The 12807-nt window shown below is 62.9% G+C and carries 12 protein-coding genes; 9 read left to right on the top strand and 3 right to left on the bottom strand.

From position 1 onward, the window contains the following. Nucleotides 1-51: 51 nt before the first annotated feature. From pstB to ACTORR_RS03045, 3 genes are read left to right on the top strand one after another with little or no spacing between them, the layout of a single operon-like run. Entirely contained in the window at nucleotides 52-813 is a 762-nt protein-coding gene (gene pstB, locus ACTORR_RS03055; RefSeq protein WP_050437214.1) for a phosphate ABC transporter ATP-binding protein PstB, read from the top strand. A 1-nt stretch (nucleotide 814) separates the two neighbouring features. Continuing rightward, nucleotides 815-1513: a hypothetical protein gene (locus tag ACTORR_RS03050; RefSeq protein WP_054883788.1), complete on the top strand. Its 699-nt coding sequence runs from the start codon at nucleotides 815-817 to the stop codon at nucleotides 1511-1513. Beyond that, nucleotides 1513-2133 (top strand): hypothetical protein, encoded by a 621-nt coding sequence (locus tag ACTORR_RS03045; protein ID WP_054883787.1) that lies wholly within the window; start codon nucleotides 1513-1515, stop codon nucleotides 2131-2133. The genes ACTORR_RS03050 and ACTORR_RS03045 overlap by 1 nt, the downstream gene beginning before the upstream one ends. A gap of 350 nt (nucleotides 2134-2483) precedes the next feature. On the opposite strand, the gene ACTORR_RS03040 is transcribed toward ACTORR_RS03045, so the two are convergent. Next, nucleotides 2484-4004, bottom strand: coding sequence for an NCS1 family nucleobase:cation symporter-1 (locus tag ACTORR_RS03040; protein ID WP_441343536.1), 1521 nt, complete (start codon nucleotides 4002-4004; stop codon nucleotides 2484-2486). A gap of 201 nt (nucleotides 4005-4205) precedes the next feature. On the opposite strand from ACTORR_RS03040, the gene ACTORR_RS03035 reads away from it, so the two are divergent. The 4 genes from ACTORR_RS03035 (at nucleotide 4206) to ACTORR_RS03020 (ending at nucleotide 8233) form a co-directional block, all read left to right on the top strand. Next, on the top strand, nucleotides 4206-5240 hold the full coding sequence (locus ACTORR_RS03035) for a L,D-transpeptidase (RefSeq protein WP_441343535.1): 1035 nt from the start codon (nucleotides 4206-4208) through the stop codon (nucleotides 5238-5240). A 90-nt stretch (nucleotides 5241-5330) separates the two neighbouring features. Continuing rightward, nucleotides 5331-6047 (top strand): murein L,D-transpeptidase catalytic domain family protein, encoded by a 717-nt coding sequence (locus tag ACTORR_RS03030; RefSeq protein WP_313364293.1) that lies wholly within the window; start codon nucleotides 5331-5333, stop codon nucleotides 6045-6047. Between the two features lie 116 nt (nucleotides 6048-6163). Next, nucleotides 6164-7225 carry an aromatic ring-hydroxylating dioxygenase subunit alpha gene (locus ACTORR_RS03025; protein WP_054883784.1) on the top strand — a complete coding sequence of 354 codons (1062 nt, stop codon included), beginning with the start codon at nucleotides 6164-6166 and terminating at the stop codon, nucleotides 7223-7225. Between the two features lie 57 nt (nucleotides 7226-7282). After that, the gene (locus ACTORR_RS03020; RefSeq protein WP_054883783.1) at nucleotides 7283-8233 is read left to right on the top strand and encodes a PDR/VanB family oxidoreductase; all 951 of its coding nucleotides are present in this window, start codon (nucleotides 7283-7285) and stop codon (nucleotides 8231-8233) included. A 7-nt stretch (nucleotides 8234-8240) separates the two neighbouring features. On the opposite strand, the gene ACTORR_RS03015 is transcribed toward ACTORR_RS03020, so the two are convergent. After that, nucleotides 8241-8954 (bottom strand): GntR family transcriptional regulator, encoded by a 714-nt coding sequence (locus tag ACTORR_RS03015; RefSeq protein WP_054883782.1) that lies wholly within the window; start codon nucleotides 8952-8954, stop codon nucleotides 8241-8243. A gap of 128 nt (nucleotides 8955-9082) precedes the next feature. Between ACTORR_RS03015 and ACTORR_RS03010 the strand changes: the two genes are divergently transcribed. Beyond that, complete coding sequence (locus tag ACTORR_RS03010) at nucleotides 9083-10021, top strand: LysR family transcriptional regulator (protein ID WP_313364294.1); 939 nt, start codon at nucleotides 9083-9085, stop codon at nucleotides 10019-10021. Here ACTORR_RS03010 and ACTORR_RS03005 read toward each other — a convergent pair. Then, nucleotides 9998-11128 carry a porin gene (locus tag ACTORR_RS03005; protein WP_099813531.1) on the bottom strand — a complete coding sequence of 377 codons (1131 nt, stop codon included), beginning with the start codon at nucleotides 11126-11128 and terminating at the stop codon, nucleotides 9998-10000. The genes ACTORR_RS03010 and ACTORR_RS03005 overlap by 24 nt on opposite strands. 373 nt (nucleotides 11129-11501) lie before the next feature. Here ACTORR_RS03005 and ACTORR_RS03000 point away from each other — a divergent pair, with 373 nt between their 5' ends. Next, entirely contained in the window at nucleotides 11502-12806 is a 1305-nt protein-coding gene (locus ACTORR_RS03000) for an MFS transporter (RefSeq protein WP_099813532.1), read from the top strand. The last annotated feature ends 1 nt before the right edge of the window (nucleotide 12807 follow it).

Raw genomic sequence — 12807 nt, 5'->3', positions numbered from 1 at the left:
GTATCAACTGCACAGAGAGCCGCTCCCATGGTCAGCGAAGCGCCAATCGTCATGGACTGCAAGCTGGACAAGATTTTCTACGGCAACTTCATGGCGGTGCGTGACAGCCATGTACCGATCCGCAAGAACGAAATTACCGGCTTCATCGGCCCGTCGGGCTGCGGCAAGAGTACCGTGCTGCGTAGCCTCAACCGCATGAATGACCTGGTCAAAGGCTTCCGCTTCGAAGGCCATGTGCACTTCCTTGGCCAGGATGTCTACGGCAAGGGGGTGGACCCGGTGGTGGTGCGCCGCTACATCGGCATGGTGTTCCAGCAGCCGAACCCGTTCTCCATGAGCATCTTCGACAACGTCGCCTTCGGCCTGCGCCTGAACCGCTACAAGGGTGACATCGGCGACCGCGTCAAGCACGCCCTGCAAGGCGCCGCGCTGTGGGACGAGGTCAAGGACAAGCTCAAGGTCAGCGGCCTGTCGTTGTCCGGCGGCCAGCAGCAGCGCCTGTGCATCGCCCGTGCCATCGCCACCGAGCCAGAAGTGCTGCTGCTCGACGAGCCCTGCTCGGCACTCGACCCGATCGCCACCCGCCGCGTGGAAGAGCTGATGGTCGAGCTGAAGAAGGACTACACCATCGCCCTGGTGACGCACAACATGCAGCAGGCGATCCGTGTCGCCGACACCACTGCGTTCTTCTCGGTCGACATCTCCCAGGGCACCCGCACCGGTTACCTGGTGGAGATGGGCCCGACCACGCAGATCTTCCAGAATCCGCGTGAGCAACTGACCAGTGACTACATCAGCGGCAAGTTCAGCTGAAATGGGGGCGACCTGTCGTCTTCACCTGCCAGCGGTAGAGCGCGCACTGCGCGAAGTGCAGGGCCGCTTTGGCGAACTCAGCCAGCATTTCACCGAACCGCGTGATCCGTTCACCGACGAGGTGCTGCTGAATGTGCTTGAAGGCTATGCCTTGATTGACGACTATGTCGCACGGGGCGTTGACCTGTTCGACCTGCAGCAGCTGAACCTGATGCTGGAGATCAACGCCACCGTGCTGTGCGGCAGCGACCCAGCGCGCCGCCGCGAGTTCGCGCCGCACCTTGCGGCCACCGAGGCACGCTTTTTCAACAACGTGGAAGGCGGCATCAAGGACCTGTACAACTGGTATTGCTCGTACCGCAGCGAGTCGATCTGGAAGCGCGCCGCCGGCGTTTATGTACGTATCCTCAGCAAGCCGCAATTGTTCATCGAAGGCAACAATCGCACCGGGTCGCTCATCGTCAGTTATCTGCTGATGCGGGCCGGGCTGCCGCCGTTCGTGCTGACGCTGGACAACGCCGAGGGTTACTTCAACCCGTCCTCGGTCATTCGCAACTCCGCCAAGCATGGTGTGAAAGCTTTGTACGAATTGCCCAAGATCAAGAAAAAGTACGCCGCCTTCCTCGAAGCGCAGGCGCCTGAACCCGAAAAGTTCTTCCTGCCCGGCACCGGTGTGCCGGCCCGCCAGGGGAGCCGATGATGGAAAGGTATTCGATGCTGGAGCAAGGCAAGGCCGGTGGCCGACGCGCGTGGCAAGCCATCGGGCGTACATTCAGGCGCCCGCAGATGCGCATATCCTTCGATATCGATGACACGCTCGCCTGCCTGCCACACCACGCCGATGAAGAACACAGCAAGCTGCCGGCGTTCGTCCACCGCTGGTTGGGCGAGCCGCTGCGCCGCGGCACGCGGTCGCTGATCCGCGACCTGCGCCGCCAAGGCTGCAGCATCTGGATCTACACCTCGTCGGGCCGCACACCGGCCTATATCCGCCGCTGGCTGATGCTTTACGGCATTCACGTCGACGGCGTGGTCAACAGTGATCGCCACCAACATGTGCTGGCGCAGCGCCGGCTTGAGAATGCCCCTTCGAAATACCCGCCGGCGTTCGATATCGACTTGCACGTCGACGATTCCGAAGGGGTGGGGATCGAGGGCTTCGATCACGGTTTCCGGGTGGTCGTGGTCGACCCGCAAGACGGCAATTGGGCGCAGAAGGTGATGGATGCGGCGGAGCAGGTGCAGGCCCAGCTGGCCTGGCAGCAACCGCAGCGGTTTGCGGCACCGGTGCGGCGGCGTGAGCAAGCGCTGGCTTCCTGACCGCCTCTTTCGGCATTGGATTTGTAGCGCCTGTGAGATCGAGCGCCGCCCGCGCGGCGCATCGCGGGCAAGCCCGCCCCACATTTGTTTCGGGCCAGTTACTCCTGTGCCGCCAACAGGATCCGCCTTGGTGCATGACTGGAGATAGGTGGAGCGGCAGCAGCGCCCACCGAGATGCATCGACATGCCAACAAGGCGGTCCCTGTTGGCTTCACAGGAGAGATTGGCCCGAAACAGATGTGGGAGCGGCGGTGCGGCGATCCGACTTGCCCGCGATGCGCCGCGCGGGCGGCGCTCGATCTATGCCTCACCTCCAATCTCAAGGCAGGCACTTGCTTTACCGGCACCAATCAGTGGTGCGCGGCGTCCACGGCAATGCTCTCCCCAGACACTTCCTCATACCGGGCACTGCGGTTGGCGATGGCGTAGTGGATCAGCCCGCCCAGCCCGGCGCCGAAGAACCAGGAGAACTGCGACAGCGTCTCGAACGCCGGCACCAGCGCCAGCAGGATGGCAATCAGCGAGGCCGGGATGAACGCCGCCACGGCGCGCAGGTTGACCCCGCCACGGTAGTGATAGGCGCCTTCAGGGCTTTCGCTGTACAGCTCCGGCAGGTTCACCCGGCTACGGCGCACCAGGTAGTAGTCAGTGACCATGATGCCGTACAGCGGGCCGAGCAGGGCGCCCAGGCCACCGAGGAAGTACACGATCACCGACGGGCTGTTGTACAGGTGCCACGGCAGGATCACCACCGCGATGGTGGCGCTGAGCAAGCCCGCGCGGCGGAAGTTCAGCACCTTGGGTGCCAGGTTGGTGAGCACGAAGGCCGGGGCGACGAAGTTGGCCATGATGTTCACCGCCACGGTGACCAGCAGGAAGGCCAGGCAGGCAAGCACCAGGCCGGCGGTGTTGGGTATGGCGGCGACGATTTCGCTGGGACTTTGCACCAGCTTGCCGTCGATGCTGAATTGCGCACCGGCAAGCACCACGGCGATCAGCGCGAACCCCAGCATGTTGACTGGCAGGCCCCAGAAGTTGCCAACGCTGATGGTCCGCCGGTCTGGGCAGTTACGCGTGAAATCGCAGAAGTTGAGAATCATGGTGCCGTACAGCGATACCCATAGCGCGGCAGCACCGAACACCTTCAGCCACATGCCGGCGCCGGTCGGCGCGTTACCACTGGACCAGGCGATCGACAGGCCGCTGCGCCAGTACATCCAGGCCGCCAGGGCACTGAAGGCGATCAGGATGATCGGCCCGGCGAGCGATTCGAACCGGCGCACCATCTCCATGCCATAGGCGAAGATTGCGACCTGCACGCACCAGATGGCCACGAAGGTGACCCAGCCCAGGGTCGACAGGCCGAGTATCGAGTTCTGGTCGTAGGGCCTGAGGTCTGGCGCGATGGCGGTGAGCAGCACGCGCAGGACGACCGAGGCGAGGTAGGTCTGGATGCCGAACCAGGCGATGGCGATCACTGCACGGATCAGGGCCGGGATCTGCGCGCCATGGATGCCGAAGCTGATCCGGCACATGACGGGGTAGGGCAGGCCGGTCTTCTGCCCCATGTAACCGGACAGGTTCATCAGGCCGTAGATCACCAGCGCACCGAGCGCGAAGGCGGCGAGGATCTGCGCGCCGCTCATGCCCAAGGCGAACAGGCCGATGGCGAAGGAGTAGTTGGCGATGTTGTGCACGTCATTGGTCCACAGCGCGAACAGGCTGTAGCGCCCCCAAGTGCGATTGGCCGCCCGGGTCGGTGCAAGGTCGTTACTGTACAGCCGCGGGCTCAGCTGCGACGCACTGGAGCCGGCCGATTCGGCGGAGAGATCGGCAAGCTGGCCAACATCGGAACGGGAAATCGACGCCATCGGGACTCCATGATGGTTGTGTACTTTTATTGTTTGTATTTGTATACAAACAAGATTCGTACCAACCCATGAAAGTGCTGGATTACAAGCCCTCTGCGCGTTCTCGCCGTTATTTGCGTTGTGGATTACGCTTTGAAGTGGGAAATTTGTGCACGTTTTCGTGCACTGTTGTTACCGCAGGATGCCATGAGGATCAGTTCGATGTTGCATGCACCGCTCGCGCTGGGGCTGTTGCTTGCCACCACCTGGGTTGAAGCGGCGCCGCTGCAGGTGCCCACCCCGGCTGCACTGAGGAGCCAGATCGACAACCTCAAACCTGGCCAGTTTCTCTGGTACCCGCAGGTCTCGCCGGCGGGGCCGGTGACCGTAGTGGTCAGCCTCACCGAGCAACGTGCCTACGTTTATCGCAATGGCATCGCCATTGGCGTCAGCACCGTGAGCAGCGGCAAGGCCGGGCGGGAAACCCCCACCGGCGTATTCAGCATTCTGCAGAAGAAGGTCGAGTACAACTCCAGCCTCTACAACAACGCACCGATGCCCTACATGGAGCGGCTGACCTGGGACGGTATCGCCTTGCACGCCGGGCATCTGCCAGGCTACCCGGCTTCCCATGGTTGCGTGCGCCTGCCATTGGAGTTTGCCAAGAAGCTGTATGAGGTCACCGGCTTCAGCTCTACCACCGTGATCGTCTCCGATACCCAGAGTGCACCGGTGGAGGTCTACCACCCTGGCGTGCTGGCTCCCACGGTCAGCGCTGGCAAGGCCCAGGGCCCGCTGGTATTGAACAACGAGCAGTTCTGGAACGACCCGGACCCGACGGCCGGGCCGCTGTCGATCCTGATCAGCCGTGCCGACCTGCGCGCCTACGTGTATCGCGGTGGCCAACTGATCGGCTCGGCGCCGGTACTCTCGCTTGAAAGCAGCAAGCACCGCAGTGGCATGGCGGTGTACTCGTTGCTGCAAAAACCCTCCGCCCTGGCACTCGAGGGTGAACTACCCTTACGTTGGTCGGTGGTCGCCCTGAGCAACCCGGAATACGGGAATACGCCCTATGAACAGTTAGGGCAATTGACCATCAACCCGGAGTTCCGCCAACACCTGCGTGCGGCGATGGACGTCGGCACGATGCTGGTGATCACCGATTGGGCGTCGACCCGGGATACCCGTAGCGACGGGAAATTCACCGTGATCAGCACCGACGACGTCAAGGAACACAAGCCATTGGTCAAGAAATGATCGGCAATCCCGAAGAATTCAAGCAAAGTGGTGGCTTTTGGCCGCAAGCCAGCTGACTTTTTGCTGACAGGCCTTTACCCGGGGTAGTCCATGTCGATGTTTGAATCTTTGCGGGGAGCTTTCCGGCTCTCAGTGGCCAGTTTTGGCCTGTTTTTCCTCAGCGCCTGGCAAGCCGCCCACGCGCAGCCCCTGCCCAGCGCCGCCGAGTTGCAGCAGCTGGCACCCAACGCCAGCCTGTCGGCGCTGGGCATGGCCCTTACGGCCTACGCCTGTGCCAGCCACGGCGAGGCAGGCAAGCTGCTGACGGTGATCGATTACTCCAAGGCCTCGCGTGACAAGCGCCTGTGGGTGTTCGACTTGCGCGCGCGCAAGCTGTTGTTCGAGGAGTGGGTTGCCCATGGCAAGAACAGCGGCGCCGATGTGCCGACCACGTTCTCCAACGCCCCGAACAGCTACCAATCGTCCATCGGCCTGTATGAAACCGGCCAGATCTACAGCGGCAAGCATGGCCGCTCACTGCGCCTGCAGGGGCTGGAGCCGGGGTTCAACGACAACATCATGTCACGGGCGATTGTCATGCATGCCGCCGCCTATGCCGACCCCAAGGTGGTTCCGGGCCTCGGGCGCCTGGGCCGCAGCCAGGGCTGCCCGGCCGTGCGGCCGGCCATTGCCGGCAAGCTGATCGATACGCTGCAACGCGGCAGTTATGTGTTTGCTTATTACCCGCAGCAGCACTGGCTGAAGACATCGCGTTTTCTCAACGCCCAGAGCTGCCCGCTGACGAATCAGTCGATCGCCAGCAAGTAGCCACGCGTTCTAAGTGGCTTGTGGATCCATAAATATTCTCAAGCTACTTTTCTGTTGACTGATTTCCTGTTTTTGGTTGTTAATGGATCCACAAAAACAATCAATCGGAGAATCGGATGTTCCCGAAAAACGCCTGGTACGTTGCCTGCACCCCTGACGAAATCACCGAAAAACCCCTGGGCCGGCAGATCTGCGGAGAAAAGATGGTGTTCTACCGCGGTCAGCAGAACCTGATCCGCGCCGTCGAGGATTTCTGCCCGCACCGTGGGGCACCGTTGTCCCTGGGCTATGTCGAGCATGGCAACCTCGTCTGCGGTTACCATGGCCTGGTCATGGGCGGCGATGGCAAGGCCGTCGAGATGCCAGGCCAGCGAGTTCGGGGCTTCCCCTGCAACAAGGCCTATGCCACGGTCGAGCGTTATGGCTTTGTCTGGGTCTGGCCCGGCGATCAGGCACTGGCCGACCCAGCCAGCCTGTGCCACCTGCCATGGGCAGAGAGTGACGAGTGGGCTTACGGCGGCGGGTTGTTCCACATCAATTGCGACTATCGCCTGATGATCGACAACCTGATGGATCTGACCCACGAAACCTACGTTCATGCCTCCAGCATCGGCCAGAAGGAAATCGACGAAGCACCGCCGGTCACTACGGTCAACGGCGACGAGGTGGTCACCGCCCGCCACATGCAAAACATCATGGCGCCACCGTTCTGGCGCATGGCACTGCGGGGCAATCAGCTGCCCGACGACCAGCCGGTCGACCGCTGGCAGATCTGCCGTTTCACCCCACCCAGCCATGTCCTGATCGAAGTGGGCGTGGCGCTCGCCGGCAAAGGGGGCTACCACGCGGCCGCCCAGGACAAAGCGTCGAGCATCGTGGTCGACTTCATCACACCGGAGACCGAGACCTCGATCTGGTACTTCTGGGGCATGGCGCGCAACTTCAACCCTGAGGATCAGGCCCTGACCGCCAGCATTCGCGAAGGGCAGGGCAAGATCTTCAGCGAAGACCTCGACATGCTTGAACAGCAACAGGCCAACCTGCTGGCGAACCCGCAGCGCAACCTGCTCAAGCTCAATATCGATGCGGGCGGCGTGCAGGCGCGACGCATACTCGAGCGGTGGGTCGCCCAAGAACAGACCGGCGCCGCTGCAGCGCTGATCGCAACCGCGCAGTAACCGTCCCCGTCGATGCCCAGACCGGCCATCCCGGTGGCCGTCCATGCAAGGTGAGCCATGATTGAAGTCGTCGTCACAGCCCGAACCCGTGAAGCCGAAGGTATCTGCAGCTACGAATTGCGCTGCGCCCAAGGCCGGCCGCTACCCGCATTCAGTGCCGGGGCGCACATCGATGTGCACTTGCCCGGCGGCCTGGTGCGCCAGTACTCCTTGTGCAATCACCCGCAGGAGCGTCACCGCTACCTGATCGGCGTGCTTAATGATGCAGCATCGCGCGGCGGCTCCCGCTGCCTGCACGAGCAGGTCGAAGCGGGGCAGCGGCTGCTGATCAGCGAGCCGCGCAATCTCTTTGCCCTGGCGCCCAGTGCCCGCCGCAGTTTGCTGTTTGCCGGCGGCATCGGGATCACCCCGATCCTGTGCATGGCAGAGCAATTGTGGCTGCAAGGCGATCATTTCGAGTTGCACTACTGCGCCCGCTCCAGCGAGCGTGCGGCATTTCTCCAGCGCCTGGCGGCGACACCGTTCGCCGGCCGGGTCCATCTGCATTTCGACGCGCTCCCGCAGACCCGGCTTGACCTGGCCCAGGTACTGGCTGTGCCCGGCGCGGAGGATCACCTGTACGTCTGCGGCCCGGCTGGCTTCATGCAGCAGGTACTGGACGATGCCCGCCGTCAGGGTTGGCAGGACACCCAGCTGCACCGCGAGTACTTCGCCGCCGCGCCAGTCGACAACGCGGGTGACGGGGTGTTTTCGGTGAGGCTCGCCAGCACCGGCCAGGTATTCGAGATTCCCGCGGACAAGACCGTGGTTCAGGTTTTGCAAAGCCACGGCGTGCCGATGGCGGTGTCGTGCGAGCAGGGGGTCTGCGGCACCTGCCTGACCCGGGTGCTGGAAGGCGTGCCGGAGCATCGCGACCTGTACCTGACCGAAGCCGAGCAGGCCGCCAATGACCAGTTCACCCCGTGCTGTTCACGGGCCAGGACGCCCATGCTGGTGCTGGACCTGTAGGGTGCGCCTAGTCGCCCCTGGAAATCACCTGGACGCCACTTGCCGTGCTGGCCGCGCCGAACACTTCGGCATAGCGCAGCGTGGCATTGGCGTGTTCGCGCATGATGTTTTCGGCGCGTGCGCCCTGGCCGTTGCGCAGTGCATCGACCAATGAGTGGTGCTGCATGTGGGCGTAATTGAAGCGCCGGTACTCGCGGGCCATGTCGTCGCGGTCGAAGGCCAGCGCCGACACCGAGGCGAACGGGCGATGGTCATTGCGCGCCAGCGCCTCGGCAATGGCGGGGTTGCCGCTGCCCGCCACGATCACCTGGTGCAAGCGCACGTTGAGGTCGTGATAGGCCGCCAGGTCCTGTTCGGTGATGTAGCCCTTGGCGAACAGGGCGTCGCCCTCATCGAGGCATTGCACCAGGGTGGCCATGGCTTGTGCGTCCAGGCCACGTTCGGCGCACAGGCGGGCTGCCAGCCCTTCAAGAACGCCGCGGACCTCCACGGCGCCGGTGAGGTCATCGACGCTCAACGTACGTACCTGGAAGCCCTTGCCGCCATGGCGCACCAGCAGGCCTTCCTGTTCCAGGGTGCGGAACGCCATGCGCACCGGCATGCGGGAAACGCCGAAACGTTCTGCGGTAGGGACTTCCATCAACCGTTCACCGCCGGCCAGTTCGCCGGAGGCGATCATCTTGCGCAGGGCGACCAGGATGGTCTGGCCGTGTTTGCTCATTGCACGCGACCTCAACGAAGGGGCCGCCATGGTAACGCAAGCGGCACGGACGTTGCACTGCGCAGGTGGTGCTTGCGGTAATCTGTGCGCGGCATGGAACTGGCCCGCTGACAACAAGGTAGAGACCTTTGAAACTTCACCAACTCAAGGCGCTGGTCGCCATCCACAACGCAGGCAGCATTCTCGAAGCGTCCAAGCTCATGCATATCACCCAGCCTGCACTGAGCCGGTCGATCAAAGAGCTGGAGCGCGAGGTCGGTTTCAGCCTGTTGCAGCGCTCATCCAAAGGCATGGCCCTGACCGAGGAAGGCAAGCGCGTCATCCGCCATGCCAACCTGGTGGTGGAAAGCATTCGCCGCCTGCAGATCGAAGCGGCCAGTATCCAGGACGCCGCGGTGGGCGCAGTGTCCATCGGGGTGACTTCGCTGACGGCGATGCTGGACGGGGTCGAAGACAGCATCCTGGCCTTCCGGCGCAAATACCCGCGGGTGAAGATCACCATCACCGACCTGCGCCCCAGTCAGATTCTGCAACGGCTGCGCGATGGCAGCCTGGATTTTGCCATTACTTCGCAGCAGCCGTTGAACCGGCTCAACCTGGACTGGGAAGCGCTTGGCAGCATCAAGGGCCGGGTGATCTGCCATGCGTCGAATCAGCAGAAGTTCGCCAAGTCACTGCGCACCTTGCAATACGCCCCGTGGATCAGCCTGGATGAACTCTCGGACCCGGCATCGCAGTTTCACCAGCTGTTCGATAGCAACGGCCTGCGGGTGCCGCAGAACACCGTTGAATGCACGTCGGTGATGATGGCGCTGAAGCTGTTGAAGAACACCGAATCATTGATGACCATCAGTGAGCTGGCCGTGGACCAGGGGTTTGCCTTTGGCGTTGATGGCGAGTACCTGGCCGTGGCAGTGCAGGAGCTGATTCCGGATTACCCGGTCAACCTGGTCTGCATCGACCGCCACAGCCTGACCGCACCCGCCCAGGAACTGTTTCACAGCTTGCGCGGGCAGGTGCTCAGGCAAACCCGCCCGGCGCCGTCAGAAGTGGTAGTACATGCCTAGGGAGAGGTTGCTGGGGTCGTCGCCCAGCTGGTCCAGCGGGGTGCCAGCGTAGGTGACCGAGGACGCAGGCTGGTTGAAGATCTTGCCAACCCGCCCATACACAGCCCAGCGCGGGTTGATGAAATGATCGTAGCCGAGCATCACCCCTTGGGCATTCTTGTCGCGCGCCGTGACCTGGCGCTGCATCACGGCCAGGCGCAGCACGTCCAGTTGGCCAACCGGTGCCATTACGCCGAAGGTGTACAGCGTGGTACTGGGGGTGCCGTGCTGTTCGACAGCCTGGTGTTGCCAGGTCAGGCTGGTGGCCAGCGGGCCGAAATCGTAGAACGTCGACAGGCTCTTGTAATGGTTGGCGGTCTGGCGTGAGGTGCCGCCGTCGTCCCAAGGGTCGCTGTAATACAGGTTGTAGGAGGCCAGCAGCATCAGCGTACTGGTGCGGTATTGCAGCCTGGCGCCGCCACCGCGCACGGTACGCCCCTGGCTGGCGGCATCATCGAAGCCGAAGGTCACTGCGGTGCCGAGGCTGAAGCCGTTCAGGGTCGGGCTGGTGTAGGCCAGGGTATGTTTCGGCCGCAGGTCCAGGTTATAGGCACCTTTGCCGGCCGCAGGCAGGGCCAGGAAGGTGTAGGGCGAGCCATACGTGGCGAGGAACGGGTCGGCGTAGGTCGGTGTGCCCATGCTGTAGGTCTTGCCGAACTCAAGCTTGCCCAGGGTTCGCGAGCGCAAGGCCAGCGTGGCCAGGCGCAGGCTGCCGATCGTGTCCCAGGTCCCTGCCAAGGCTTTGCCGTTGACGTTGAAGCCCTCTTCGACATCCAGTTCCAGGACAGTATCGGTGCCCACTGCCTTCCTGGCATACAGCCCGAGCTTGTTGGTCCATGCGCCGCCACCGGCCAGACGAAAACCCGAATGGTGCTGCGAGTCGTGATAGCTGGTGAAGGCGTCCACGGTGCCGTAGACCTTGAGCTTGTCATCGAAGCCGTTATCCACCCCGTAATAACCGAAGCCTGGCGCAATCCGGCCCAGGCTCGGGAAGCCCTCGGCGTGCGCCTGCACGGCAAGGCCGGCACATTGAATCATCAACAGCATCGAGGTAGTGCGAGTGTTCATTCACGACTCCAGGCCAACTCACTGATGGGGTGGCCCGTAGCGTCGGTGAACAGATCGTTTCAGTGCGATTGCTTATTCGGCAACCCTATGCAACTTGGTTAATCAACTGCTGGCGCTGCCCACGTCTGGCGGCGACGCCTGCTGCAGAGCGCCTGCCAACACCCGGCAAGGTGCCGTGCGGTGGGCCGCTCAATGTGCGTTAACGGGGCAGCGGGTACAGGCAGGGCGAATGGTGCGCCACTTCTGGGCATGTTGGCCGTCGACTGCGCCGAGTGATTAACCCTAGGTTAGGTGTATGCCGAAACTGCAAGTGTGTTGCTTGCCCGATTGGCCGATAGTCGTTGCACGCCGCGATTTGCCATCGGAGAAAACCATGACGACACCGCTACCCGCATCGACCGCCGTGCAGCCCGGCGCGCATAGCGCCGCACAAGGGGGGCATGCTTCGCGCAAGACCTTGGTCGCCTGTTCGCTGGGCAATGCGTTGGAAATGTACGACTTCACCATCTACAGCTTTTTCGCCGTGCTGATCGGCAAGCATTTCTTCCCCGCCGAATCGGCGACGGCGTCGTTATTGATGTCGCTGGCCACCTTTGGTGTGGGTTTCCTCATGCGTCCCATCGGGGCAATGGTCATCGGCCGCTATGCCGACCGGCATGGGCGCAAGGCCGCCTTGAGCCTCACCATAGGCCTGATGACCCTGGGCACCGCGTTAATCGCCTTTGCGCCCACCTATTCGCAGATTGGCATTTTCGCCACGCTTTTGCTGGTGCTCGGTCGACTCATTCAAGGCCTGTCGGCAGGCGGGGAGGTCGGGACGGCATCGGTGTTTCTGATGGAGTCGAGTGCGGTCAGCAACCGTTGTCGGAATGTCAGCTGGCAGGCCGCCAGCCAGGGGTATGCCGCCTTGGTGGGCGCCGCCTTCGGCTTTGCGCTGCACCAGTCGCTTGACCCTGTGGCCCTGGAAAGCTGGGGGTGGCGGCTACCCTTCATCGTCGGGCTGCTGATCGGCCCGGTCGGTTGGTACATTCGCACGCGCCTGCCAGAAACCCACGAGGCGACGCCAGTGTCGCATGGCGGACAAGGGCTCGATGCGCAACTGCTCAAACGCATTGCCCTGGGCATCGGCCTGATGGCCAGTTCGACCATCGGCATGTACCTGTTGGTGTTCTACATGCCCACGTACCTCTCCACCACCTTGCAGTATCCGCCTGGCAGCGCCATGGCCATCGCCTGCATCAGCAGCGGCTGCATGGCGGTGATCTGCCCGCTGGCGGGCAAGTTTGCCGACCGGTACCAGCTGCGCAAGCGCCTGCTGGCCTGGACGGTGGCCACGCCGGTGGTGCTGATCCTGCCAGTGTTCCACCTGCTTGGGCAGGTGCGCGACATGGGCCTGGCCATGATGTGCGTCGCGGTGTTGATCTTGCCGACCTGCATCGGTGCGGGCGCATTCTTCGCGCTGATCATGGAGGGCTTTCCGAAAGCCCGGCGCTCCTTCGGCACCTCGGTCAGTTACAGCCTCGGCGTGACCCTCTTCGGCGGCTTCGCGCCGCTGGTGGCCACCTGGCTGATCGCCGCGCTACAGACCCCGATGGCGCCGGCCTATTTCCTCCTGGCGGGTGGCGTGGTCAGCCTGGCCTGCCTCCGTTATTTCCCTGAAAACAAAGGATGCGAGTGAC

Origin of the sequence: Pseudomonas sp. SAR267 (assembly GCF_052077595.1) — a bacterium.
GTDB lineage: Bacteria > Pseudomonadota > Gammaproteobacteria > Pseudomonadales > Pseudomonadaceae > Aquipseudomonas > Aquipseudomonas vlassakiae.
The sequence above is the reverse complement of the archived record's forward strand: the minus strand, read 5'-3'. Positions and strand labels throughout refer to the sequence as shown.

Excerpts from the sequence above, each read along its gene's own strand:
- ACTORR_RS03020 (WP_054883783.1), top strand. The coding sequence starts at position 7,283 with ATGATTGAAGTCGTCGTCACAGCCCGAACCCGTGAAGCCGAAGGTATC.
- ACTORR_RS03030 (WP_313364293.1), top strand. The coding sequence starts at position 5,331 with ATGTCGATGTTTGAATCTTTGCGGGGAGCTTTCCGGCTCTCAGTGGCC.
- ACTORR_RS03005 (WP_099813531.1), bottom strand. The coding sequence starts at position 11,128 with ATGAACACTCGCACTACCTCGATGCTGTTGATGATTCAATGTGCCGGC.
- pstB (WP_050437214.1), top strand. The coding sequence starts at position 52 with ATGGACTGCAAGCTGGACAAGATTTTCTACGGCAACTTCATGGCGGTG.
- ACTORR_RS03040 (WP_441343536.1), bottom strand. The coding sequence starts at position 4,004 with ATGGCGTCGATTTCCCGTTCCGATGTTGGCCAGCTTGCCGATCTCTCC.
- ACTORR_RS03035 (WP_441343535.1), top strand. The coding sequence starts at position 4,206 with ATGTTGCATGCACCGCTCGCGCTGGGGCTGTTGCTTGCCACCACCTGG.
- ACTORR_RS03015 (WP_054883782.1), bottom strand. The coding sequence starts at position 8,954 with ATGAGCAAACACGGCCAGACCATCCTGGTCGCCCTGCGCAAGATGATC.
- ACTORR_RS03045 (WP_054883787.1), top strand. The coding sequence starts at position 1,513 with ATGGAAAGGTATTCGATGCTGGAGCAAGGCAAGGCCGGTGGCCGACGC.
- ACTORR_RS03050 (WP_054883788.1), top strand. The coding sequence starts at position 815 with ATGGGGGCGACCTGTCGTCTTCACCTGCCAGCGGTAGAGCGCGCACTG.
- ACTORR_RS03025 (WP_054883784.1), top strand. The coding sequence starts at position 6,164 with ATGTTCCCGAAAAACGCCTGGTACGTTGCCTGCACCCCTGACGAAATC.
- ACTORR_RS03000 (WP_099813532.1), top strand. The coding sequence starts at position 11,502 with ATGACGACACCGCTACCCGCATCGACCGCCGTGCAGCCCGGCGCGCAT.